The organism is Neobacillus niacini (genome assembly GCF_046591715.1).
Classification (GTDB): Bacteria; Bacillota; Bacilli; order Bacillales; family Cytobacillaceae; genus Neobacillus; species Neobacillus niacini_L.
The window spans coordinates 195,211-220,503 of sequence record NZ_JAWVNQ010000006.1 but is presented as its reverse complement, the minus strand read 5'-3'; the positions used below and the strand labels follow the sequence as shown (position 1 = coordinate 220,503).

At 39.8% G+C, this 25,293-nt stretch carries 20 protein-coding genes; 7 read left to right on the top strand and 13 right to left on the bottom strand.

What is annotated here, in order from left to right; translation table 11 throughout:
- Positions 1–320 precede the first annotated feature (320 nt).
- The 4 genes from SFC47_RS16935 to SFC47_RS16920 form a co-directional block, all read right to left on the bottom strand.
- On the bottom strand, positions 321–680 hold the full coding sequence (locus SFC47_RS16935) for an ArsR/SmtB family transcription factor (RefSeq protein WP_411255483.1): 360 nt from the start codon (positions 678–680) through the stop codon (positions 321–323).
- On the bottom strand, positions 681–1,100 hold the full coding sequence (locus SFC47_RS16930; protein ID WP_411255482.1) for an SRPBCC family protein: 420 nt from the start codon (positions 1,098–1,100) through the stop codon (positions 681–683).
- Between the two features lie 165 nt (positions 1,101–1,265).
- Positions 1,266–2,252 (bottom strand): bile acid:sodium symporter family protein, encoded by a 987-nt coding sequence (locus SFC47_RS16925; protein WP_411255481.1) that lies wholly within the window; start codon positions 2,250–2,252, stop codon positions 1,266–1,268.
- A 16-nt stretch (positions 2,253–2,268) separates the two neighbouring features.
- On the bottom strand, positions 2,269–2,598 hold the full coding sequence (locus tag SFC47_RS16920; RefSeq protein ID WP_411255480.1) for a rhodanese-like domain-containing protein: 330 nt from the start codon (positions 2,596–2,598) through the stop codon (positions 2,269–2,271).
- 191 nt (positions 2,599–2,789) lie between these two features.
- Here SFC47_RS16920 and liaG point away from each other — a divergent pair, with 191 nt between their 5' ends.
- Positions 2,790–3,623: a LiaG family protein gene (liaG, locus tag SFC47_RS16915; RefSeq protein WP_411255479.1), complete on the top strand. Its 834-nt coding sequence runs from the start codon at positions 2,790–2,792 to the stop codon at positions 3,621–3,623.
- A 112-nt stretch (positions 3,624–3,735) separates the two neighbouring features.
- Positions 3,736–4,125, top strand: a complete 390-nt coding sequence (locus tag SFC47_RS16910; RefSeq protein ID WP_411255478.1) for a YuzC family spore coat inner layer protein — start codon at positions 3,736–3,738, stop codon at positions 4,123–4,125.
- Between the two features lie 59 nt (positions 4,126–4,184).
- Here the strand turns inward: SFC47_RS16910 and SFC47_RS16905 are convergent, their stop codons facing one another.
- Positions 4,185–6,416 carry an EAL domain-containing protein gene (locus SFC47_RS16905; protein WP_411255477.1) on the bottom strand — a complete coding sequence of 744 codons (2,232 nt, stop codon included), beginning with the start codon at positions 6,414–6,416 and terminating at the stop codon, positions 4,185–4,187.
- A 192-nt stretch (positions 6,417–6,608) separates the two neighbouring features.
- Here SFC47_RS16905 and SFC47_RS16900 point away from each other — a divergent pair, with 192 nt between their 5' ends.
- Complete coding sequence (locus SFC47_RS16900; protein ID WP_411255476.1) at positions 6,609–7,967, top strand: MATE family efflux transporter; 1,359 nt, start codon at positions 6,609–6,611, stop codon at positions 7,965–7,967.
- 539 nt (positions 7,968–8,506) lie between these two features.
- On the opposite strand, the gene SFC47_RS16895 is transcribed toward SFC47_RS16900, so the two are convergent.
- From SFC47_RS16895 to SFC47_RS16875, 5 genes are read right to left on the bottom strand one after another with little or no spacing between them, the layout of a single operon-like run.
- The gene (locus SFC47_RS16895) at positions 8,507–9,475 is read right to left on the bottom strand and encodes a sugar phosphate isomerase/epimerase family protein (RefSeq protein WP_411255475.1); all 969 of its coding nucleotides are present in this window, start codon (positions 9,473–9,475) and stop codon (positions 8,507–8,509) included.
- Positions 9,472–10,491: a Gfo/Idh/MocA family protein gene (locus SFC47_RS16890; protein WP_411255474.1), complete on the bottom strand. Its 1,020-nt coding sequence runs from the start codon at positions 10,489–10,491 to the stop codon at positions 9,472–9,474. Before SFC47_RS16890 ends, SFC47_RS16895 begins: the two co-directional genes overlap by 4 nt.
- Positions 10,488–11,522 (bottom strand): Gfo/Idh/MocA family protein, encoded by a 1,035-nt coding sequence (locus SFC47_RS16885; protein ID WP_411255473.1) that lies wholly within the window; start codon positions 11,520–11,522, stop codon positions 10,488–10,490. Before SFC47_RS16885 ends, SFC47_RS16890 begins: the two co-directional genes overlap by 4 nt.
- 2 nt (positions 11,523–11,524) lie before the next feature.
- Positions 11,525–12,247 carry a ThuA domain-containing protein gene (locus tag SFC47_RS16880; protein ID WP_411255472.1) on the bottom strand — a complete coding sequence of 241 codons (723 nt, stop codon included), beginning with the start codon at positions 12,245–12,247 and terminating at the stop codon, positions 11,525–11,527.
- The gene (locus tag SFC47_RS16875) at positions 12,222–13,007 is read right to left on the bottom strand and encodes a sugar phosphate isomerase/epimerase family protein (RefSeq protein WP_411255471.1); all 786 of its coding nucleotides are present in this window, start codon (positions 13,005–13,007) and stop codon (positions 12,222–12,224) included. The genes SFC47_RS16880 and SFC47_RS16875 overlap by 26 nt, the downstream gene beginning before the upstream one ends.
- A 129-nt stretch (positions 13,008–13,136) precedes the next feature.
- Between SFC47_RS16875 and SFC47_RS16870 the strand changes: the two genes are divergently transcribed.
- From SFC47_RS16870 to SFC47_RS16855, 4 genes are all read left to right on the top strand, one after another.
- Positions 13,137–13,916: an AraC family transcriptional regulator gene (locus SFC47_RS16870; RefSeq protein ID WP_411255470.1), complete on the top strand. Its 780-nt coding sequence runs from the start codon at positions 13,137–13,139 to the stop codon at positions 13,914–13,916.
- A gap of 171 nt (positions 13,917–14,087) precedes the next feature.
- A complete protein-coding gene (locus SFC47_RS16865; RefSeq protein ID WP_411255469.1) occupies positions 14,088–16,247 on the top strand; it encodes a glycoside hydrolase family 3 N-terminal domain-containing protein in 2,160 nt (719 codons plus the stop codon).
- Between the two features lie 19 nt (positions 16,248–16,266).
- Entirely contained in the window at positions 16,267–19,608 is a 3,342-nt protein-coding gene (locus SFC47_RS16860) for a GH36-type glycosyl hydrolase domain-containing protein (protein ID WP_411255468.1), read from the top strand.
- 109 nt (positions 19,609–19,717) lie between these two features.
- Entirely contained in the window at positions 19,718–20,689 is a 972-nt protein-coding gene (locus tag SFC47_RS16855) for a LacI family DNA-binding transcriptional regulator (RefSeq protein ID WP_411255467.1), read from the top strand.
- Positions 20,690–20,758: 69 nt separating this feature from the next.
- Here SFC47_RS16855 and SFC47_RS16850 read toward each other — a convergent pair whose 3' ends face one another.
- Genes SFC47_RS16850 through SFC47_RS16840 form a run of 3 tightly spaced genes read right to left on the bottom strand, consistent with a single transcriptional unit; the run spans position 20,759 to position 25,261 of the window.
- A complete protein-coding gene (locus tag SFC47_RS16850) occupies positions 20,759–21,529 on the bottom strand; it encodes an ankyrin repeat domain-containing protein (protein ID WP_411255466.1) in 771 nt (256 codons plus the stop codon).
- Between the two features lie 37 nt (positions 21,530–21,566).
- Positions 21,567–22,832 (bottom strand): hypothetical protein, encoded by a 1,266-nt coding sequence (locus tag SFC47_RS16845; protein ID WP_411255465.1) that lies wholly within the window; start codon positions 22,830–22,832, stop codon positions 21,567–21,569.
- Entirely contained in the window at positions 22,832–25,261 is a 2,430-nt protein-coding gene (locus SFC47_RS16840; protein WP_411255464.1) for a beta-galactosidase, read from the bottom strand. The genes SFC47_RS16845 and SFC47_RS16840 overlap by 1 nt, the downstream gene beginning before the upstream one ends.
- Positions 25,262–25,293 lie beyond the last annotated feature (32 nt).

Here is a 25,293-nt window from a genome sequence, read left to right as displayed (position 1 = left end):
ACTCTTTCTGCCATGCTCTGCGGTCACTCCAGACCAACTGGAGTTACCCAAATGCTTTTTCTGCATCCTCTTCGGTAACTCCAGACCAACTGGAGTGACCCAAATGCTTTTTCTGCATCCTCTTCGGTCACTCCAGACACACTGGAGTTACCCAAATGCTCTATCTACCATGCTCTGCGATCACTCCAGACCAACTGGAGTGACCCAAATGCTCTTTCTGCATCCTCTTCGATCACTCCGACACCTTGTAGTTAACCTAACCCCCTCATAATCCGGCTCTCGGTTACTCCACACCTATAAACCAATAGAAAAAACCGACATTACTTCTTGTCGGTTTCATCTGATGGATTAACGTTCAAAATTGAGTTTTCAACAATATGTTTAAGAATCGAAAGTTTGTTTTCCCAAAACTTTTCATAGTAAGAAAGCCAATCTTTTAGCTCATTTAAAGGTTCTGGGTGCAAAGTATAAATCTTTTCTCTTCCTACCTTCCTTCCGCTGACTAATTCAGCTTCGGATAGGACTTGGAGGTGCTTGGCAATGGCTGTTCGGCTCATAGGAAAATGTGCCGTTATTTCCGAAATGGGCCTCTCTTTTTCCGAAAGTAATCTTAGCACCTCTCTCCGGGTCGGGTCAGCAATCGCTTGAAAGACATCATGCTTTTGAGCTGAAGCTGACACTTAGTTCTCCAAAAGTGTACGAAGTTTTTCTAAGATGCCTGTCCAGCCTTGAGACATATTCTCACGAATAACAGAAGATTTTTGTCCTGCTTTTCCAACAATTTCATCCGCTGCTTTCCATCCGCCATGGATAAGCGTGAATTCTGTTTTATCCCCCAAATCCTTTAAGCTAAATGATAAAAACCAGCCATCTGTATCCCATTTGAATGAAAGGGAATTCGGAGGATCAAATTCTGTCACTTTACAAGGTGATGGTCCAAATGGAGATTGGATATGGAATTCATAGCCAACTTCAGGCTTAAAGTCATTTGGCATAAACCATGCGGCAATCCCTTCAGATGTCGAAACCTGATCCCATACCTTTTGAATAGGCGCGTTGATTACAATCGTTTGTTTAATATCCTGTAATGTATTTTGCAAAAGTTTCTCCTACCTTCTATCAATGATATAAAACCTTTTGGTTTCACTTTCTGTATTATATAAAACCTTTTGGTTTCATGTCAACCGAATTTCTCCCATTACTTTACCCCAAACTGAAGTTTTTACCATCAAAAAAGACACTCCATTTTTGAAGTGCCTCTAGTGTCATATTCCTTCATTTTTGTTAACCCCATCCAGCTTTACATATAACGTTTTCTTGCTATAATAACGCGCTAATACAGATCCCGCAAAAGAAGCAAGTACCTGCTGGAACAGCATTCCGACTACCACTGGAACCGCCACTGCCGGCGGAAAATAGGTAACCGCAATAACAGCACCTGCACTGATATTTCTCATTCCGCCAGAAAAGGTCAAAGATACGATTGTATCTTTGTCACTTCTGATTAGTTTACCTATGAAAAACGAAAACACATATCCTGTGGCCGCAATAAAAAAGACCACCAGTATGATACCCATTAATTTAAGATTAATATTCTTCAAGTAAGGAGCAATGACAGCACCATTCAGCATGACAACAATTCCGATACAGATTTTAGAAAAGGGTGCCAATGTCGTGCTCAACTGCTTTGTCACACTGCGTTTTAAAAATTGATTAAGCAGCATTCCTAAGATGGAAGGAAGAACAATCATTCCAACTAAACCTTGCATGATTCCGAGCATATCCATTTCAATTTTTTCACCGATTAATAGAGACAAACAATAAGGTACAATAATCGGTGAAAGCATTGTATCGATTAAGATAATGGATAAAGTAAGCGGAATATTTCCTTTATAAATCGAAACCCAAATAAAGCTGGTGACACCGGTTGGGATAGCCATTCCTAATACAATACCGGTAATAGTAAAAATATCGTCCTGGAAAGTAAGATGTCCGACTCCCCATGCCCATATTGGCATGAGTATGTGTAATAAAATCATGGCAGCAAAGATCGGGAGTGGATGCCGCACCACAGTAGATAATGATTTGAAATTAGAATTTAAGCTCCCAGCAAATGTCATAAAAGCGAATATCCAAGGGATTAAATAAGAAAAGTCCTTTATATAGACAGAAAGTAATACACCCACTATAACACTCACAGGAGTGATTAAAGGCATGATTTTTTCTAGTTGTTTATTTAACGTCTGTAGCATGTTACTTCTCTCCAAGCTATTTTCTATATTCCTTCCATGCGGTAAGGCCGCCTTCTAAAACTTCTACTTGATAGCCCAGACTATCTAGAATGTTTGCGCACTTTGCCGCTGAGTTTCCAGTGGTACACGTAACAACAACATGCTGTTCCTTTGGAAGCTGGGATAGAACACCACCCTCTTCAAGGTTGAATATATCCGTTTTCGGGATATTCAGGCTCACCACTTGAGGTTCTTCGATATGGGATTCATTATATTTTTCAACTGCACGAACATCTAGAAGAATGATTTGATTTTCACCTATAATTCTCTCATGAAGCTCTTTTGGGGTAATCTTTTTTACGGTCATGGTAACACCTCCAATACCAAGAATATCACAAATTTAATAGTTCGGATATCGAATAAAATTTCCACTTTAGCTGCCATAATACATCTCTAGCCTTAGAAATAATTAAATCTCAGGTTCATTGGCGGTTCATGTAATATCCCTTATGATGAAACTATAAGAAATGAAGGGCAGGGATTTATATGAAGAGGATTGTGATACTCCTACTTATCATCACAGGGTTATATATTGTATTTAATCAGTCATTCCAATTGAATGGTTTTGCATTTGGAGGCAGTAAAGATGGGAGAGCTGCGGTATCAAAGACAATAAAAACCATCGATATTAATGTAGGAGGAGTAAAAACAACGATTATTCCTGAGAATCGTGATGATGTCGAGGCCGTTTTAACAGGCAAAGGGTCGCTGACCGTTAAAGAAACAGGCAGCACATTATTAGTAGAAACAAAGAAAATGTTTAACTGGTTCTCTTTTTCCGATAAAAGGGAATTAAAAATCTATATTCCTAACGATTATAACCGTAATATGAACATTCAAGTTGGTTCAGGCAGCTTAACTTTCGATGGGGAGTCAATGAATTTAGATGGACTTTCTTTGGATATTGGTTCTGGGAATGTTAATATCGATGATTTAATCGTGAATGAATTTACTCATGATGGTTCTTCAGGTGACGTTACCATTGACCGTTTACAAACGAAATCAAGCTCCTTCGACCTTAGTTCTGGGAATGTAGAGGTTACCCACTTTACAGGCGAACTAAAGGCAGATGTGTCATCCGGAGAATTCTCCATTCAAATGGATAAACTTAATGATCCGATTGAGATTGACCTGAGCTCTGGAGAAGTTAACATTGATTTACCTGATGATGCGGATTTCAGATTAGACGGCAAAGTAAGCAGTGGAGATATTACAAGTGATTTTCCATTAACCACTAATGGAAGTGATAAGAATAGTTTAAAGGGAACACACGGTTCCGGAAAGAATCCAATAAATGTTTCAGTCTCTAGCGGTGAGGTTCATTTATACTAATTTGGTAAGAGCGCTTGGATCTAAAATCCAGGCGCTCCTTCTTTGTAACCAAAAAAGTCCAATACACATAACGTATAATGCCTTGTGTTTTAAGTATGGAAGGAGCGTTACAATGTACTATTATTACAATCCTTATCAACCATATCCTCAGCCCCCTGCTTACCCGAGTTATTATGTTTATCCACCAGTAACCAGGCAATACCCGCAGGTGGATGTAAATGTTTTTACGAAGTCCATTAAATCCTATCGGCTATTAATGGCTCAAGGCAGCATTCTGTTGGACCGGTTAGGGGATGAAGATTTTGACGTACAGCTAATGAGTGCTGCACAGCAAGGGAATAAAGCGGAAGTAGACCGGTTAATGAAAACGATTGGCCTGAAGGTACCGGTGGAAACGAAATATACACCAAGCGGGGTAACCTTTGAGCTTATTACCCACCCTGAGCCTGGCAGCCCAATGTCCTGCTGTTCATTGACCGTACACTTGAAATGGGGAAACTAATAGACCTTCAGTTTGAAGGTTTTTTTTCATAAAAATGAGGCGGGAAGTCCCGCCTAATCCTATTCAAATGGAACAATGCCATTTAATAAAAACTCTTCCAGTTTCTCTGCAGATAAAGGTTTACTATAGTAGTAGCCTTGTCCAATCCGGCAGGAATTCTGCGTTAAGAATTTAACCTGCTCTTCTGTTTCAATTCCCTCAGCTATGACTCCGAATTTTAAATTCATCCCCATATCAATGATGGTTTTCACCATCATGCCTTGATTATCATGATAGATAATATCGTCAACAAATGATTTATCTATTTTAATTTTATCAATTGGAAGATGCTTTAAATAACTTAAAGAGGAATAACCTGTACCAAAGTCATCTATTGATAGCTGCACACCCAGCTCCTTTAACTGATTCAGAAGGATCGTGGAGTTCCCTAGGTTTTGCATAAGACTTTCTGTAATTTCGAGTTCTAAATACTTGGGTTCTAGACCAACTTCTTCTAGCATATCGGAGATAAACTGGATAATCTGCTCGTCCTGAAATTGACGCACAGACACGTTTACCGCAATCGGAAAAACTCCATAACCTGCATCTTTCCATGCCTTTCTCCGCTCACACGCCTCTCTTAATATCCACTTTCCTAATGGAACAATCAAACCTGTTTCTTCTGCAAGTGGTATAAATTCAGAAGGTGCAATATTCCCATATTCCGGGTGGTTCCACCGAATTAACGCTTCCACCCCGACAATTTCCCCCGTACGCAGATCTAACTGCGGCTGGTAATGGAGTGTCATTTGTTTCTGCTCCAAGGCTCTTCGTAACCAGTTCTCTACTTTCATCTTCCACGTTGAAATACCATCAAAGGTAGTTGAGTAAAACTGATAATTATTTTTTCCACGTTCTTTTGCTTGGTACATGGCGGTATCCGCATTTTTAATAAGTGTTTCCTCATCACTTCCATCCGTTGGATAAATGCTAATTCCAATGCTTGGTGTTACAAAAAATTCATCACAGTTTATTTCAAATGGAATTGAAAATTCATTAAGGATCCGCTTAGCAACAAAAACAGCATTTTCTTTGTCCATATCTTCAAGAACGATAATAAATTCATCCCCGCCCTGACGGGATACGAGACCTGCATTTTGTACGGCTTTTTCTAATCGGCGGGCTACCTTTTGAAGAATAATATCCCCAATTGAGTGACCTTTTGTATCATTGATAATTTTAAAGCGATCCAAATCTAAGAACAGCACAGCGTGTTTTCTATTCTCTTGTTTGTGCAGGACCTCATTCAGGTAATTTCTAAATTGATTCCGATTCGGTAATCCGGTTAACGTATCAAAGTAGGCCATGTATTTAATCGTTTGCTCCGATTTCTTTCGTTGTGTAATATCCCTGCCCACAACCTGAATCGCAAATCTGCCTTCGTAAAGTATAGACCTGGCTGCCATCTCCACATCAATGCTTTCACCGTCTGTTCGCTTAACCTGGAATTCAAGTCTAAGCCGTTCGTTCTCTAATTTATCAGTTGAGAACACTTTAGTCTTAATTAAATCTGTAATATGAGAAGGAACAAAATTCCTAACTGAATGCCCAAGCACCTGCTCCTGACATTGTGCACCAATCAATTTGAAGCCTGCTTCATTAATATATTCAATTTTCCCATCATAAACGACAGCAATAATATCAGGTGACATTTCTACTAAACTTTGATAGAGTCCTTCACTTTCTTTCCGATCTGTAATATCAAATAGTACGCTGGTAAAATCAACAAACTCACCTTTTGAATCAAAGGTTGGTATCCCTCTGTCCTGAATCCAGCGCACTTCACCATCTGGGCGAACTATTCGATATTGACTCGTTACCGTTTCACTAGCTGCCAGTTTCTTTTCTCTTTCCTCTAAAACATATAAATCCTCTGGATAGATCACTTCTCTCCAGAGGGTCGTATTTTCATAAAAATCATCCAGTGTATATCCATATAGTTTTTCTATTCCAGGAGTGATGAGCAGCGTGTCAGACTTTAGATCATGAGACCAGATTGCTACATCCAGCGTATCAAAGATGTTTTTCATTTTCTTTTCGTTTATTGTAAATTCGTTGGCTTTCTTATCGAATTCCTTTACTAAGAAAATTAAGAAACCGATAGCTGCAATCGAAATAACGGATGCGATATTGTTAATTATTTTAATAGAATGAAAGAGGTCTGGATTGATTAAATCTATCACTTGTAAAAGGACAAATAAACCAACAATGAGGATTAACAAAAACCTATATAAATTTCTTTTCGTATACATATTTGTCCCCCAATTAGTCTGGTATTATTTTAAAAATAGCAAATTCATAACTATATAACAATCTTATTATTTTTCCTTTTGTGAGTACCAATTTTGGAAATATTTTTAATAGAGGATTTCCTATTCCAAAATCTCTCAATGAGGAGTAAAATTAATCATTACTTTTACTAGACAAATGGATGGGAGAATATCGTGGAGGAACAAAAAAACAAATATCAAGACCAGACTCTCTTTAGTATTACCTGGCCGCTCTTTATCGAACTATCCCTTCATATGGGAATGGGTATTGTGGCTACTTTGATGTTAAGTCAATACTCAGATCAGGCAGTCGCTGGTGTTGGAGTAGCCAATCAACTGCTGAATATTTTCATCTTAGTTTTTAATGTTACTTCCATCGGTGCAACCGTATTAATCAGCCAAAATCTTGGTGCAGGTAAACTGCAGCGTGCAAGGCAGCTATCTTATTCTGTATTTGGTTTAAATTTCTGGTTTGGTGTATCCATCGCCATTCTCGTTTTTATTTTTGGAGAACCTTTACTTCGTTTATATAATGTCCATGGAGTTGTTTTCGACTATGGCCTTACCTTTGTAAGGATATGTGCTCTTTCACTGTTTTTCGAATCACTTTCTCTGGCATTAAGTGCCATTCTGCGCAGCCATGGCTACACCAAGGAATCAATGATGGTTACGGTTTATATGAATGTTATCAGTATTGGCGGCAATATTATTGCGACTACCGGAATCCTGGGTCTGCCGATTACAGGTGTAACGGGCGTATCGTGGGCCATCTTTGCAGCAAGAGCTTATGCTGTTTGCGCACTATTGTATTTGCTATATAATAGACTTTCCTTAAAAATTGTCATTCGGGACATTTTCAACGCAAAAAAACAAGATATCCGAGAATTGCTCGAAATTGGAATTCCGTCAGCTGGTGAAAATCTTTCTTATCAATTATCTCAAGTAGTTATTACTAGTTTCGTAGTAACAATGGGCACAGCCTCTTTGGCTGGAAGAGTATATATTTTAAATATCAGTATGCTCTGCTTTTTGTTCACTGTCGCGATTGCGCAGGGAACGCAGCTTTTGGTAGCACGTTATATTGGGGCAAAACAATATGACCGCGCCTTAAAACGAGGAATTCGCACACTGAAAATTGCGATGTTTGCCTCAACCTCTGCCTCACTTATCATCGCCTTCAAAGGGGATTTTGTCTTAAGGGCATTTACAGAGGACCCTTCGATTATTATGGTTTGTCTTCCTGTTTTATGGGCAATTGTATTCGTTGAGCCAGGAAGGGCCATGAATATCGTCCTTATGAATTCATTAAAGTCTGCAGGAGATGTTCGCTTTCCTGTTGTCATTGGGATTATCTCGATGTGGGGTATAGCGGTGTCACTAAGCTATTTACTTGGCGTTCATTTTGGTTTAGGACTTCTCGGTATCTGGCTTGCTCAAGGAGCCGATGAGTGGCTGCGCGGCTGTTTCGCTTTAAAACGCTGGCTGAGCAAACCATGGGAACGGTTTACTAAGGCTGTATTGACTCAATCCTGATACAGTAAAAAAGATTCGCGGGCACTCTTTGTGTCGATGAGTGACCGGTATCTTATTAAAAAAGCTGGTGCCGGCTCTCATTGATTCGATGAGTGACCGGTATCTTATTAAAAAGGATGGTGTGGGCTCTCATTGCTTCGATGAGTGACCGGTACCCTATTAAAATAGCTGGTGCGGGCTCTCATAAGGTCAATGAGTGACCGGTACCCTATTAAAAAAGCTGGTACGGGCTCTCATAAGGTCGATGAGTGACCGGTACCTTATTAAAAAAGCTGGTACGGGCTCTCATAAGGTCGATGAGTGACCGGTATCTTATTAAAAAGGCTGGTGCCGGCTCTCATCGCTTCGATGAGTGACCGGTATCTTATTAAAAAGGATGGTGCGGGCTCGCATAGTGTCAATGAGTGACCGTTACCTTGTAAAAAAAGTACTTACGGGCTCTCATAAGCGTGATAACGACTCAGAATCCCGATATCTATTGATTAACTACAAAATAAAAAACATAAGGGACAAGCAGTCCCTTATGTTTTTTTGTATTTTTAAGCCCACCACATTTGAGAAACAGACTCTTCGATTAACACAGACTTCAAATTAGTCACAGCACGTTTAAATCCTTCATCTATTGACATGATTGGGTCCTCATGTTCAATGCTGACTACATAATCGTAGCCATATGTACGAAGGGCACTCATCATGTCTGACCATTCCTTCAAACTATGTCCACAGCCCACTGAACGGAATGTCCATGCGCGAGATCTTACTTCCCCGTATGGCTGCATATCAGTGAGTCCATACATATTCACATTTTCTTGGTCAATATAGGTGTCTTTCGCATGAAAATGGTGAATTGCATTTTCTTTTGCTAGTATTTTGATAGCCGCAACAGGATCAATTCCCTGCCACCATAAGTGACTTGGGTCTAAATTGGCACCGATCGCGTCACATGTTTGTTCACGCAATTTTAATAGAGTATATGGAGTGTGAACTAAAAATCCTCCATGAAGCTCCAGTCCAATTTTCACGTTATGATCCTGCGCAAACTGACCGACTTCCTTCCAATAAGGAATGAGCTTTTCTTCCCACTGCCACTTTAACACATCACCATATTCGTTGGGCCATGGTGTAACGGGCCAGTTTGGATATTTTGCATCTTCATGATCTCCTGCCGTACCAGAAAAACAGTTAACAACAGGGACATTTAAAAGGGAAGCAAGCTTAATCGTTTTTAAAAGTGTTTCATGTGAGGTTCTGGCAAATCCCTCTTCAGGAGAAATTGGGTTGCCATGACAACTAAATGCACTGATTGTAAGCCCGCGGCTTTCCACTTGCTGAAGGTATTGATTACGAGCCTCTTCACTCTCTAATAATCCATCTAAATCACAATGGCTGTTTCCTGGATAGCACCCTGTACCGATCTCCACTGCATGGAGTCCAGCATCTTTGACTGTATCAAGCATTTCCTCAAATGATTTTTCCGCAAATAGAACCGTAAAAACTCCTAATTTCATATTTTATTTCCCCCGCTCTCATATATTTGATCAATAATTTGTGAAACTTGAAGTGCCTCTTCTGGTTTGACCACTAGCTCAGCCAATCCAAGGCATGCCTCTATAAAGTTTCTAGCCTGCTTCAATCCAGGATCTTCTTCTCCAGGAAGCCATGCCGCTTCACTATTTAAAAGCATTCCGTTCTTTGATGTATATAGTTCGAAAGGGAATACGCTCAATCCCCCGTCCACACCAGAAATGCTCAGATGCTCAGCGTCAGCCTTTATATTGGCTGCCCATGATGTTTCAAACAACATCGAAGCTCCACCTTCAAATTGAATATATGCCGTCACATGATCATCAACATTAAAGGTTTCATGATTAAACGAACCCCATTGATTCACTTGACCAGGCATTTTACTTAATGTGTTATAAGCGGTGCCTGTCACTCCTATCTGTTTCGGATTCCCCATCAGCCATAGCGCTAGATCTAACAGATGGCAGCCATAATCAATCAAACTGCCGCCGCCCTGCAGGTCTTTGTTGGTAAAAACTCCCCAGCCCGGTACTTTTCGGCGTCTCAGTGCCTGAACTCTAATAACAAGAGGTGCACCTACATCTTCCATCGCTTTCTTAGCAGCTTCAGCTTCCTTCATAAAACGGTAATGATAGGCAATCGCGAGAACTTTATCTGCCTTTTTAGCAGCCAAGACCATTGCCTCGCATTCTTCCGCAGACAAAGCCATTGGCTTTTCACACAGCACATGTACACCTGCTTCAAGGGCAGCAATCGTTATTTCTGCGTGGAATTTATTTGGTGTACAAATACAAACAGCATCCACCACTGAAAAAAGATCATGATAATTCGAAAATACATGGGGAATTTGATATTTCTCTGCCGTTTCTTTTGCATTTTCAACATTAATATCACTTAAAGCCGTAATCTCGCAAAAATCCTTCAACTGTAGAAAGGAAGGAATATGCCGGCCTAAGGCAATACCGCCGACTCCGATGATTCCAATGCGAAGCTTTTTCATCTTTCTCTCACTCTTACAATCTGCTTTGTTTCATTGGACTCTAACGCTGCCAAAATTACCTCCAATGATTTCATGCCTTCTTCACCGGTGACAGGCACCTCATGGTCAAGAACGATAGCATCGACAAATTTATTAATCACATGTGAAGTATTCTGCCCTCCGGCATCATTGGACTGTATTTTGCCCAGCTGATAATTCACTACTTCTCCGTTTACATATTGAACGATAAGTGAACTTACAGGATCATCCTCTAAACGCAGGACTGCTTTTTCTCCGTATATAATGGTGGAGTTATCTTCTTTACCCTTATAAGCCCAGCTTGCGGCAAGAGTTCCGATGATTCCGCTCTCGGTTTTTAAAACACAAACTGCATTATCATCTACACTTGCGAAATCCTTTGCATTTGTTTCAACAAAAGCTCCTACTTCTGTAATTTCTTCACCTAGTACATAGCGAAGTAAATCGGTCTTGTGGACACCTAGGTCACCCATCGCCCCAACAAAGGCTTTTTCTTTTTCAAAGAACCAGCTTTCTTTGCCATCAATACTCCAGCCTTCTGGTCCTCCATGGCCGAAAGCGGTACGGAAGCTATATATCTTGCCGATTTCACCGCTTTGGATTAACTGACGTGCTCTTTGGTGTGAGGGTACAAATCGCTGATTATGAGCAATCATTAGCTTCTTGTCATTAGCCTTTGCTGCTTCAACCATTTCTTCTGCTTCCTTCCTTGAAGTTGCCATTGGTTTTTCACAAAGGACATGAAGTCCGGCGTTTAAAGCAGCAATCGTAATCGGAGCATGGAGATAATTTGGTGTACAAACGCTGACGGCATCGACCAAACCGCTGTTTATTAACTCTTCATAACTCGTATATGCTTTCGCTCCATATTTTTCAGCGGTGGCTTGGGCACGTTCCTCATTGATATCACAAACCGCTGCCAGCTCAACATTTTTATTCAATTTATATTCCGGTAAATGGCGGTACTGAGAGATACTGCCGCAACCAATCACGCCGACTCTTAATTTTTCCATTCTTATTTCCCTCCAATTACTTCTAGTGGTTTCGCGTTCCCATAGACAGGACGCTCACGCTTAACAGGCTTCGCCCATTTCACGGCATTACTAATAACACGTTGTATGTCTTTGTTATGGTAAGTTGGATATGTCTCATGACCCGGACGGAAATAAAATACTTTTCCATTCCCGCGTTTGAAAGTACATCCGCTGCGGAAGACTTCTCCGCCCTCAAACCAGCTTGTAAAAATAAGCTCATCTGGCTGTGGGATATCAAAGTGCTCCCCATACATTTCTTCCTTTTCTAATTCAATAAACTCAGAGATACCTTCTGTGATCGGATGGCTTGGGCTCACAACCCAAAGTCGTTCTTTTTCGTCTGCTTCCCGCCATTTTAAATCACAGCTTGTGCCCATTAGGATTTTAAAGATTTTAGAGAAATGACCTGAATGAAGAACAATGAGACCCATCCCGTCAAGAACACGCTGTTGAACCTTTTGTACAATTTCATCCTTTACTTCACCATGTGCTAAATGCCCCCACCAAACTAATACATCTGTTTTGTCGAGAACTTCATCCATTAACCCATGCTCTGGTTCGTCTAATGTAGCAGTCCTTGCATCGAAACCGTCTGCCTTTAAAAACTGTGCTATCGTACCATGGATTCCATTAGGGTATATATCTCTTACAACAGGATTTTTTTGTTCGTGACGGTTTTCATTCCACACTGTTACGTTTACCATAACAACCAACTCCATTTTTCTTTAAATAATTTAAGCTTATCTCTATACTTTCAAATGGTGTAAGGCGGCTTTCATCCTGCTCAATAATCCACCACTGAACACCAGCTTCCTCTCCCATATTTAAAACGGATTGTATATCGACACCGCCTGTACCAAGCTCTGCAAAGAATTGTGCCTCATCTCTTGTCATGTCTTTCAAATGAATCAGTGGTGTTCTATTTTGATAACGACTAATCCACTCAACCGGTATTTCTCCTGCTTTTGTCAGCCAATAAATATCGAACTCTGCCTTTACATTTTCTGGGTTGGTATCTTCATAAATCGCTTCAAGTGCAGTTCTCCCATCGGACAGTCGTTTTAGTTCAAAATCGTGATTATGATAGCAAAGTGTTATCCCTTCACGTCTTAAAATTTCACCAGTCTGATTTAAAAATGAAGTAAGTGCAATATAACCATCTTCACTCTGGCGTTCAGGCATTAAGTATGGGCAGACAACAAAGCTGCTTCCAATTGTTTTCTGATCTTCAATCACTTGCATTAGATTATTTTCCAATTCTTCGAGGGGTACATGGCTCGACACAGCTTTTAGGTTAAGATCATCTAGTAATACTTTTACTTCCTTTGCTGATAAGCCGCCGAAGCCTGCAAGTTCAATACCATCGAAGCCAAGTTCAGCCACTCTTCTCAAGGTACCGGTAAAATCTTTAGAGCTTTCTTCCCGCAATGTGTACATTTGAACAGCTATTGGAATTTTAGACATCCTTAACACTCACTTCCTTTTCCTTACTTATTTGATTACATATTAAATGGTATATTTATAAATAAACATAGATGATATACTTAAAACATATACTATTTTGCTATTTTTCTATTTTTTAAGGAGGAATTTATGGAAACTAATATATTTTTTTGCGGATATTCCTATCACACAAATGGATATCATTCCCAGCACAAATCCGGATATCCTGCTTATTTATTCCGTCTCCAAACGGAAGGATTCAGTGAAGTTGTGGTGAAGGGAAGAAAAATGGAAATGAAGAAGGGTGACCTTTTGATTATAGAACCTGGCGATCATTATGAACTGCTAGTCAAAGAGGGCCAAAATTGCGGGGACTATCACTTAGGATGTGAAGGGTCATGGATTGAAGAATGGTGGCGTAATTCCGACATAGTTAATGTCTCCCAAATCGAAATTGATGACAAACTGCTGACTTTATGGCGTCAAATCATGATGGAAAAGCGCCGCCCAGCTTCCAGCCAAAACGAGGAGCTCTCCGGCTATTTACTACGAGCACTTTGTTTATATTTGGAACGTGCAGCAAACGAAACGGTTTCATCCTTCATCTACCCTTATCCAGTGTCTCGGATGATGCGTTACATTGAAGAGCACGCCACTACTGCTTTTAAACTAGAGGATGTGGCACGACATGCTGGTCTTAGCATTTCTCGTTCTGTTCATCTTTTTAAAAGTCATGTCGGAAAAACCATCATCGAATATGCTCTTGAAATTAGGCTTTCCGCAGCAATCGAGCGCATGAAGTACACTACTATGACACTCGAGCAGATTGCTGAAGATTGCGGATTCGGCAGCTATCCTTACTTTCACAGGGTATTTCATAAAAAATATGGCGTAGCTCCTGGAGTTTACAGACGTCAAGATATAGAGTAGCTTTATTCTAATAAATTATCATTTGTTTTCTCAACGACACTTAATCTCTCACAATAAAAACGTTTCGATTTTTCATTGACTCTATTTTTGAAAGCGTTTATAATCCAATTATATCCTATATTGAAACGTTTCAATAATTAAAATACATTAAGAAACAGGAGGAGAATAATAGTGGAACAACAATTGAAGGATCTACTTCAAAAAATGACTTTAAAGGAAAAGATTGGCCAACTTCTTCAGTTAGCAACACCCTTCTTTAAAGGAGCATCTGATAATGGTGAGATAACAGGACCAATGGTCGGTATGGGGATTTCTGAAGAAGATTCACAAAATTGCGGTTCGGTCTTGGGTGCGTCAGGTGCAAGAGAAGTTATAAACATTCAAAAAGCGCATTTAGAAGACAATCGTCTAGGTATTCCTTTATTAATGATGGCCGACATTGTTCACGGATTTAAAACAATTTTCCCTGTACCTCTTGCCATGGGTTGCAGCTGGGACATGGACCTTGCAGAAAAGAGTGCTGAGATTGCCGCCAAAGAAGCTGCCGTTTCTGGTGTTCATGTTACATTTGCACCAATGGTTGATTTAGTTCGCGACCCGCGCTGGGGCAGAGTTATGGAGTCTACTGGGGAGGATCCATATTTAAATAGTCTATTTGCTCGTGCGTTTGTTCGAGGATTCCAAGGAACAAATTTAACAAGTGATCATAATCGTGTAGCGGCATGTGTAAAGCACTTTGCAGCCTATGGTGCGCCAGAAGGCGGGCGTGAATATAACACGGTTAATATGTCAGAAAGACAGTTGCGAGAGTCCTATTTACCCGCTTATAAAGCCGCATTAGATGAAGGCTGTGAAATGGTTATGACTGCTTTTAATACCGTAGATGGTATCCCTGCTACTGGAAATAAGAAGTTAATGCGCGATTTACTTCGTGATGAATGGGGATTTGACGGAGTCATGATCTCTGACTGGGGTGCTGTCAAGGAGTTAATTCCTCATGGTATTGCTGAAGATTCCTCTGAAGCTGCCATAAAAGCGCTGCAAGCTGGCGTAGATATTGAAATGATGACAACCTGCTACATAGATAACTTAAAACAGTTAGTGGAAACGGGCAAAATAGAGGAATCACTCATTGATGAAGCCGTACTTCGTATTTTGAAATTAAAACAAACTTTAGGATTATTTGAAAATCCACATCGTGGTGCAGATGAAAAACGTGAGCAAGAATATATTCTATCCGAGGAGCATCGCAAGGCAGCACGAGAAGCAGCGAGGAAGTCTTGTGTACTATTGAAGAATGAATCTGTTCTTCCATTAAACAGGCACCAGAAAATTGCGTTAATTGGTCCTTTTGCTCACAATGGCGATATTTTAGGCCCTTGGTCTTGGCAAGGTTCTTACGAGGATGCCGTTAAATTGGACGAAGGTTTAAAAATGAAAATTGATCCTTCTTTGCTTACAGTCTCAAAAGGCTGTGACATTGAAACAGGTGCAGAAAATGAAATGAATATGGCATTAAAGGCAGCAAGTGAAGCAGATGTTATTGTCCTTGCTTTAGGTGAAAGTTCAGCAATGAGCGGAGAAGGCGGCAGCCGAGCTGATATTCGTTTACCGGAAATTCAACTCCAATTGATCGCTGAAGTGAAAAAACTGCAAAAACCAATGGCAGTTGTATTATTTAATGGTCGTCCTCTCGATTTACATGGTGTGATTGATCAAGCAGATGCTGTGTTAGAGGCTTGGTATCCAGGTACAGAAGGTGGAGCTGCGATTAGTGATTTATTATTTGGTGATGAAAATCCATCCGGCCGTCTATCCATGACATTCCCATATTCAGTCGGACAAGTGCCAGTATATTACAATCATTTTAATACTGGCCGCCCGAAAACTTCTGATGAATATGTACGATATGTAACTCACTATTTGGATATTCCGAATGAACCGTTACTTCCATTTGGGTTTGGTTTAAGCTATACAACCTTCTCATATAGCAATGCTTCATTGTCAGCTGAGAATATGACTCCTGAAGAAACTATTACTCTATCTGTAAATGTAACCAATTCGGGCAATGTTGCTGGTGAAGAAGTCGTACAGCTTTATATCCGTGACGTTGCAGGTGAAATTGTCAGACCTGTAAAGGAATTGAAGGCGTTTAAAAAGATTATGTTAGAGCCGAATGAGACGAAAGAAGTGTCCTTCACTATCACCGAGGAACAACTTCGATACCATCATGAGAATCTTCAGTTTACAAGTGATGCTGGTACGTTTATTGCATATGTTGGGCCGAACAGCCAGAATGTATCTGCTCTTACTTTTAAATTAGTAAAATAGGAAACTAGAGGTGACAACCATGTTAAAAGCAAAGGAATCAACATTTAAGATACAATCAGGAGACTTGTCCTTTTCGTTTCTTAATAGCGGTGATATATCTTCTATTACCTCAAAACATGTAATGATTAACCAAATCATTGGTAATCCAATTGATGGATCATTAAATAACCTTTACTTAAGGCTGAATAAAAATAATGAAATAAAAGTTGTTCCGCTCTTAGGAGTTAAATCTGAAAGCATTTTACACTATTCTGATTCTCTTATATCTTGGGAAGGAAGATTGGATCAGGTTATTTATAAGGTCACTTTTAGACTGTCTGATAAAGGCATTTGGTTCTGGGATGTAAATCTCAGCGGTACAGATGTAGAAGTAGATGTAATCTACGGACAAGATTTAGGTCTCGCTGATATGGGGGCTGTTCGCTCGAATGAATCTTATATGGCTCAGTATATTGATCATTCTGTATTTGAGGATGCTTCACGAGGATATGTGGTTTGTTCACGCCAAAACCAGCCGCAATCAACTGGATTCCCTTATATACAACAGGGCTCCTTATCAAAAACAGCCGCTTATTCCACAGATGGCTTCCAATTTTTTGGACTTTCTTATAAAGAAACAAACCAACCTGAAATACTAACAAAGTTATCACTTGCAAATGAAGTATACCAATATGAATTTGCTTATACTGCCCTTCAATCTGAGCGTGTTCATTTGAATGGATCAACAAAATTTGTATTCTATGGTATCTATAAAGACACACACCAAGAGGCGATCACCACATTAGAGTTTGAAGAAGAACTTATGGAAGCCTGGAACCAAGTTAAAGATTTAAATCCATTAGGTGCTGCAATTGAGGAAGTTAGTATCTCCCCTATTATTGGTGAGCCGCTAAAAACTTTATCGATGGAAAAAAATGAAATTGATCAACTCTTCCCGAACCGTCATCAAGAGGAATGGGATGGAGAAAACCTGCTTTCTTTCTTCACTGACAAGTATGAGCATGTTGTTTTAAAAGAAAAGGAACTGCTTGTTGAGCGTCCGCATGGCCATATTATTATGACTGGTCAAAATGGCAAGTTAAAAGATGATATTATTACTTCCACCTCTTACATGTTCGGAGTGTTTAACGCTCAACTTGTTGTAGGTAATACTTCAATGAATAAAATGTTAACAAATACTAGAAATGCATTAAATATCCTGAAAACATCTGGGCAGCGAATTTATATTGAAATGGAAGGCAAATTTCAACTGCTTACGATGCCTTCAATGTATGAAATGGGCTTTAACTATGCACGGTGGTATTATAAAACAGCTGATGATACACTAGTCATTACGAATTTCACAACTGTTGACACACCAGAAGTTCATCTCAAGGTGCGTTCTTTAAGCGGTAAATCATATCGTTATCTCGTTACGAATCAAGTTTCCATGAACAATAATGAGTATGTTGTACCTTTCCATATGGAGTTAGACGATCAAGAGATTACGTTCCGAGCAGATTCAAAAGCCGATAGTGCTAAAGCTTATCCACATCTTACCTATCGTCTACAAGTCAGAGGAGCAGATTATCAGGTAAATGATGAACGAAGATTTGGAGAAAATCATATTCCTAGGTCTGCTTCATTGGTAGTATTAGAATTATCCGAAACAGCCGAATGGGAAATTACATTCCAAGGCCTACTGCATGGAGAAAAAATCCCTTTTGCTAAACGCGAAGCGGCTATCGAAATAGAATCCTATCGTGAAGTTTATCGTAAGGTAATGAATGGATTCAAGCTTTCTCAGAACGAAAGTACACCTGCTGAACTTGAAAAGGTAAATGCTTTAACCTGGTGGTACACACACAATATGTTAGTCCACTACTCAGTACCACATGGTCTTGAGCAATACGGTGGTGCAGCCTGGGGAACACGTGATGTATGCCAAGGACCAACAGAATATTTTATGGCAACTCAAAACTACGATGCCGTACGTAATATTATAAAAACAGTCTTCTCCCATCAATACGAAGAAACTGGAAATTGGCCTCAATGGTTTATGTTTGATAACTATGTAAGCATACAAGCACATGAAAGCCATGGTGATATTATCGTTTGGCCGCTAAAAATGCTTAGTGATTATTTAACGGCGACAAATGATTTTAGTATTTTAGAAGAACAGGTACCATTTACAACTACGAAAACGTATACGTTCACTGAATATACGGCTTCTATTTTAGAACATGCAAAAAAAGAAATTGGCTATATAAAAGATAATTTTCTTCACAATACGTATTTGTCATCCTATGGCGATGGGGATTGGGACGATACACTTCAACCTGCCAATGCACAGTTGAAGAAATACATGGTAAGCAGCTGGACCGTGTCTTTAACCTACCAAGTAATGAGCCAACTATCTAAAGTAATTGAAAAAGCAGATTCTGTTATTGCAAATGAATTACAAACATTAGCATCTGGTATCGAAACTGATTTTAATAAGTTTATTTTGCAGAATAAAATCATCCCTGGGTTCGTTTATATGGAAAATCCAGATGAAGCAGAATTGATGCTTCATCCAACCGATACAAAAACAGGAATTCACTATCGCTTATTACCAATGACGCGAAGCATGATTAGCGAGTTATTAACACCTGAGCAAGCAGAAACACATTATCAAATCATTAAAAATGAGCTATTCTGTCCTGATGGAGTTCGGTTAATGAACCGTCCTGCTAATTATATGGGTGGAGTAAGCACACATTTCAAGCGTGCTGAGCAGGCAGCCAATTTCGGACGGGAAATCGGTCTGCAATATGTTCATGCCCATATCCGTTTTGTTGAAGCGATGGCAAAGCTAGGAAAAGTGGACGAGGCTTGGAATGGTCTTCAGGTTATTAACCCAATTGGTATTCAATCTGTTGTTCCAAATGCAGAAATACGCCAAAGTAATGCATATTTCAGCAGCTCAGACGGAAAATTCAACACACGTTATGAAGCACAAGACCGTTTTGATGAATTACGAAAAGGTACCGTTCAGGTAAAAGGCGGATGGCGAATCTATTCTAGCGGACCAGGAATCTATATGAATCAACTAATCTCAAATTGCTTGGGTATTCGCTTTGAAGCAGCTGATTTAGTGATTGATCCAGTCTTACCACAACAGTTGGATGGATTACATTTCGAATTTATGGTTAATGACTTCCTTGTTACGTTTGTCTATCATTTAACAAATCAAAAAGAAAAACGTGCTGTGATTAATGGGCAAGTCACGAAGGCGGAGGCTCTATCTAACCGATATCGAAATGGTGGAGTTCGTATTACTCATCAAGAACTCGAACAAAATTTAAACAACGACAATAATATAATTGAAATATTTATGTAGTTCCTGACCGGCGGTTAACCATACCGCCGGTTTTTTTGTGATTGAAACTTTTACTTATTGGCATATTGGACTATATAATAGAAGAATATGAATGTTAGGAGAACAAGCTATGGTCAGTATAAAGGATATCGCAAAAAAAGCTGGTGTTTCCATTTCTACAGTTTCCTACGCACTGAATGGAAGCACAAAGGTAACAAAAGCAACCTCGGAGAGAATTTTAGCGATTGCAAAAGAGCTGAACTACATACCTAATGCAGCCGCAAGAACACTAAAAAAAAGGGAAACAAAAATTATCGGTGCATTTTTAACAGAATTTAGCGGGGCCTTTTATGGAGAACTCCTCAAAGGGATGAGAGAAATGCTTTCTCTGAATGGTTATGATCTCATCGTCTGCAGCGGTGAACACTCCCACCGATTTCTGCCAGAACGTATGATTGATGGAGCCATTATTTTAGATGAAACCTTTTCTACTGAAGAACTAATAAGATATGCGGACCTCGGGAATAAATTAGTTGTACTTGATCGAGAAATAAATCACCCTGCCATTAAGCAAGTACTGCTTGATAATAAGGGCGGTGCTAAATTAGCCATTCAACACTTAGTTGATAAAGGCTTTTCAGAAATTTTTATCCTAACTGGGCCCGAGGGCTCATACGATTCCAACCAGCGTCTTTCCTCTGCTAGGGAAATAGCCAAAGATATAACCATTATTGAATTAAATGGCGATTTCACAAAGTCCTCAGGAGAACTAGCTGCCGAGAAATTGGTTCGTGACTATAAACATCCAATCGCAGTCTTTTCTTTAAATGATGAAATGGCAATTGGAATGTACAATTACTTATCAAAGACGCCTTACCGTGTCGGTGAACACTTCCATATTATTGGATTTGATAACATTGAGGTTTCTCATTATTTACAGCCGCGCCTGACAACGATTGATTATTCAAAACAAGAATGGGGTGCATTGGCTTCTGAGCAATTATTAAAACTAATTGAGAATCACCCCTCTGATAACAAACAAGTATTTGTGTCTTTATATGAAGGCGAGTCAGTCAAAAGCAATAGTGACAGTCATAATTAAAGAAAAGCAGGAACGCTGATTGACGTTCCTGCTTCTTTAGTTGAAGATTTTGAAAAACTATCAAATTAATCATCCTAGATCACTGGCGGAATTTGCCCCCCGACTCCGCAGCAACTCAACTAATTCGCGGGCATTACTGCGACGTGCTGCATCGAGAGGGGTAAGCTTGTCGTACCCTACCCAATTAATATCAGCATCGTGCTCAAGAAGGTATTCAGCAGTATTCTTCTGCCCTCCATGACACGCACACCAAAAGGCTTGGGTAACCTCGTTTGAAGTGGGTATGACACTTCCAATAAAGTATTCTTTTACCTTACTCAATAATCCGAGCGCAGCAGCATGCCAAAGCTTAGTCTTTGCACCACAAGCGACTAATCTCTTTGCTGCATTCCACTGCCCGAATGCCACCGCATCGTCGAGCGGCGTACCACCGGCGATAACAGCACCAGGAGCTTCAATGTCAGCACCGGCTTCTAGAAGAGCGTCAATCACTTCAATGTCATCACTGCTTGAAGCCCAGTGAAGCGGTGTTTCGGTGTGCGGACCAGTAAATCGAGCGTTCACCTCAGCACCGGCACGAACCAAAACTCCGACTGTTGTTGCACCATTCGGAAAGTGACCTGGCCAGTCTGTAACAATATGGAGCAGAGTACGTGACATTCCAAGGCTGCTACACTTTTCATCATAATCTCTTCCTACAATTCTCGCATTGACTAGATTAGGATTTTCAGCAAGCAGACATTTCAATGATGTGACATCACCCGTGTGGATTGCCTTGACAACGTCGACGGCAAGCTTATCATCTTCATAAATAAAGTCCATGTCAGTCTCCCATCGCAATTTATATAAGTCATTGTATTTGTGAAACGAATATAAATTATTTTACAAGCCGTTCTGTAAAGAAGGACATACCCCGCTTAAAAGCAGTTAATCCATACAGCATGGAACTCCAGTCAATCAGCGTAACCTTCGTTGGGTACCAGCGATTTGGCTGCTCAAGATGCCACCATGAGTATCGATGTAAACCATACTTATAGGCTGCTCTAAACTTTTCCTCATCTTCCGGATTATTCGGATTCGTGTAGACATCGTACGGAATATGAAGTTTATATAAGGCATATAAATCATAAATTCCAGCAGGATATACTGGTAAAAAACCTGCTACAATATAGGCAGAAGCAATATCATGTGGTGAATCATTTATCTTATCTGCATGGTAGCCTCCGTGCAAACCATCATTTGGACCTGCTCCATAACCCCATACATATGACCCGACATCACTTAATTCCTTCCATTTTAATCGATCTGCCATACAAGCATTCTCATAAAACTCTCGATAGGTCGGACTAGTTGCATATTCTGGAACAAGATAAAATGGAAATTGATGTACAAAGGATGACAAGAATGCTCTTGCATCATGATCTGTAAGAACAGGAATATCACGATAATGGATTTGCGGTAAATTATTGATTTCTTCTTCCGCGAAATTATTATTCCATAAATCTTGGATATCCTGGTCTTCAGGCTGACACAATAAAGCAAGATATGAAACGATTACGTACTCGTTATAAGCAGGAAGTGGAAGTGTGCCTTTTCCATCCTTCACCACCATGTTGATGACACCCTTCTCTTTATCATTAACAACTACACGCCAGTCGATAGATTTTAAAAGTTTTTGCGCCAGTTCAGCAATAACTGGATCCTTGTCTTTAAAATGCTGCCCTGCAAATAGTGCTCCCGCGACCAATAAGGAGGTATCAATTGTTGATATTTCCGAGTGAAGGTTTTCACCTGTCTCCATATCGACGAAATGTGCAAAAAATCCGGTTGAAGCGTCACGTGCTACTTTGCAGCCTTCCACTTCTCCGAGACAAGCCTGCAAAGTAAGCAATGCTTTCTCCCCTGCTTTGTCATCCCATCCTTCCATATCCGCTATAGCAAGACTGATTAACCCAACCCCTGTAGCTGCAATAGAGCAACGGAAATCAGGATTTTCGCCAAACGTCATATAGGCATCAGCATATAAACCAGTTCTTGGGTGACGAGAGGCCTCAAACAACGCATACGAATCATGATACTGTCGATCGAAAAAATCTTTCACATTAGCTGGAAGTTGCTTATAAAAGTCTGTAACTAAAGTCATTACATAACTCCTTTCACATTCTTGAAATAGATGGTTAGATCGTCATCAACTTTAGCATGTTTATGACTATTAACCAGAGTTATTTCCCCTATCTTCACTACGGAATAGTTCTCATTAGGCTCAATTTCCTTAGTTGTTTCAAAAGCAATAACATCTTGACATTGTGTTAAACGGAACTGAATACTTTCTTCTGTAATTTTTGTAATTTCGGCAGTGGAGTATACAATCTTACTTTCATTAACCAATAGATTGACAGGTAACATCACTCCATCTTTGCTCTGAAGTGTAATCGATTTACCACCAAACAAAGCTTCACCATTTTCATATACTTTAAATTCCTTCTCAAATCCGTCAAGGTTAAGGATATGAATAAATTTCTCACCTTCATGATTAGAGGTAGATGTCATAAATATCCCATGTTCCTTACAATCGTGTGTCAGCCTAGCTTTTGCACCCAGCTTTTCAAAGCCTTCTTTAAATAACGCGATATCACAAGGGTATGCATTTGCCATTACGATTGCCCGTCCTTTTCCTACGGTTACATCGAATGCGCAAACTTCATCATTTTCATAGACCCGTAATATTGGTGCAGCTTGACCTATTTCAAAGGTTTGAGCAAAATGACTTCTAACTTCAGGTCGTGGCGCAGCCCAGTTATCAGCGTAAACAGACAGAAAATGTCTATGTGTATCTCTATAGATTCCTTTTGGTTTGACACCAAAGGCATCGGCAAGAATTGTGCAGGGTTTCCCTTCCATATCGTACTGTGGAACTTCACCATACAGGAAGATTCCGCCGCCTTCATCCAAATAATCGACAAGTTTTCGTTGAATTTCACTATCCATGTATCTTGCGGAAGGAAGCGCCAATACAGGTGTTTCTTTCGCTGATAAAGTCTTATTCTGAATATCAACAGACCCGAATCGATAGCCTGAAAGGAGCATTGATTTACCCATAATCTCCCATGAACCTCTAGCACGAATAGATTCAATGTTTGTTAGAATTTCTCTCATCTTTTCACTTTGTGGATAACGGTACTCTGTCATGTAATAATCAGGGATAAACGCAAATGCAACATCATCGCGTTCTTCATCCATAACAGCTATTTTGTCTGAAACTGCCATCATCGTTTTGATTGCCCTCGCCATACGTGGAAAAGTATAATTAAGCTCTCCTTCAGGGCTGATTGGAGCAGCAAATCCATGGCGTTCTCCGGTGCTCGCAATTCTATCGTTTCCATCTCCAACCTTATTATCTAGACGATAATTTCTTCCCCCAGTTAATAAGTAATAGTTCAGTAAACGATTTCCTTGAGCAATACACATTCTCGTTTTAAAATCAGCAGCCGATACATCATAGCGTGAACCAAGGTTATTTCCAAAATTACCATCACCGCAGTTGAATTCCACTGAAGTTAAAGGTTGATCTGGATTATGAACTGCATCCATGAAACCATTGATGATATATAAGTCTTGGAAGCTCACGATATCTAAATCACCGAAATAAATATCAGAACCTGATAAATAACCAGGGGCTTGTGTATAAGATTCATAAAGCTGACTGATTCCAATCGGAAAACTAAATCCGCGTCCTGCACCTGTTCCATGAATATTTACAACAAATGGGATGTCTTTTACGCCAAACTCTTCTGCATATCCTCTAAGTGCAGCTACATATTGCGCAAATCGATGTCTCATATAGTAACCGAGATCCTTCATTAGTTCTGCCGCATATTCCTCTTTTGGTGAACGAATTGCATTATTTCTAATTTCTGGATCATTTAGATTAAACGGATATCTTGAATTTAGTACTTCTTCTTCATACTGATTACTTAACCATTTAGAGAATTCTCCAAGGACAAAATCGGTTAAATCAGGACAATTACTTACCCAGGAAAGCATCCCAATTTCATTATCAAGTTGGAATGCAATGATGTTTCCGCCGTTGGTATGCAATCTAGGTGTAACAATTTTCATTACAGCTTCGTACCAATTTCGGACCTCTTGCAAAAATCCAGGAGCATTATAATCCAGAGTAGGAGTTGTAGCAGGCTTACGATCCCATGCTATTGGTATGATTTCCGGATGTTTTTCATAAACCCAGTATGGAACACCTTCGTTTTTCATTTCTGCCATAATAAATGGACCTGGCCTTACAAAAAAGTATAAATCGTTTTCTTCACAAAGGTCTATGAACCCTTCTAAATCTAACTCGGGACGAGTTTTCCCTTGTAGATCTACTTCCCCTTCAACTGGTTCATGAAGAAGCCATGGAACATATGTCGCGACTGCATTACAACCAGAAAGTTTTAATTTATCAATCCTGTCTTGCCACTCATTTCGGTCAAGACGGTAATAATGAATTTCCCCGCACATAATGATTTGAGGCTTACCATCGATAATGATTTGTTTATTTTTAATTTCAATCATAACGCACCATGCCTTTCACCAATTTCGTTCTA

Coding starts and splice junctions, on each gene's coding strand:
- SFC47_RS16925 (WP_411255481.1), bottom strand. CDS start 2,252: ATGCTACAGACGTTAAATAAACAACTAGAAAAAATCATGCCTTTAATC.
- SFC47_RS16920 (WP_411255480.1), bottom strand. CDS start 2,598: ATGACCGTAAAAAAGATTACCCCAAAAGAGCTTCATGAGAGAATTATA.
- SFC47_RS16910 (WP_411255478.1), top strand. CDS start 3,736: ATGTACTATTATTACAATCCTTATCAACCATATCCTCAGCCCCCTGCT.
- SFC47_RS16905 (WP_411255477.1), bottom strand. CDS start 6,416: ATGTATACGAAAAGAAATTTATATAGGTTTTTGTTAATCCTCATTGTT.
- SFC47_RS16895 (WP_411255475.1), bottom strand. CDS start 9,475: ATGAAATTAGGAGTTTTTACGGTTCTATTTGCGGAAAAATCATTTGAG.
- SFC47_RS16890 (WP_411255474.1), bottom strand. CDS start 10,491: ATGAAAAAGCTTCGCATTGGAATCATCGGAGTCGGCGGTATTGCCTTA.
- SFC47_RS16885 (WP_411255473.1), bottom strand. CDS start 11,522: ATGGAAAAATTAAGAGTCGGCGTGATTGGTTGCGGCAGTATCTCTCAG.
- SFC47_RS16880 (WP_411255472.1), bottom strand. CDS start 12,247: ATGGTAAACGTAACAGTGTGGAATGAAAACCGTCACGAACAAAAAAAT.
- SFC47_RS16875 (WP_411255471.1), bottom strand. CDS start 13,007: ATGTCTAAAATTCCAATAGCTGTTCAAATGTACACATTGCGGGAAGAA.
- SFC47_RS16870 (WP_411255470.1), top strand. CDS start 13,137: ATGGAAACTAATATATTTTTTTGCGGATATTCCTATCACACAAATGGA.
- SFC47_RS16860 (WP_411255468.1), top strand. CDS start 16,267: ATGTTAAAAGCAAAGGAATCAACATTTAAGATACAATCAGGAGACTTG.
- SFC47_RS16855 (WP_411255467.1), top strand. CDS start 19,718: ATGGTCAGTATAAAGGATATCGCAAAAAAAGCTGGTGTTTCCATTTCT.
- SFC47_RS16845 (WP_411255465.1), bottom strand. CDS start 22,832: ATGACTTTAGTTACAGACTTTTATAAGCAACTTCCAGCTAATGTGAAA.
- SFC47_RS16840 (WP_411255464.1), bottom strand. CDS start 25,261: ATGATTGAAATTAAAAATAAACAAATCATTATCGATGGTAAGCCTCAA.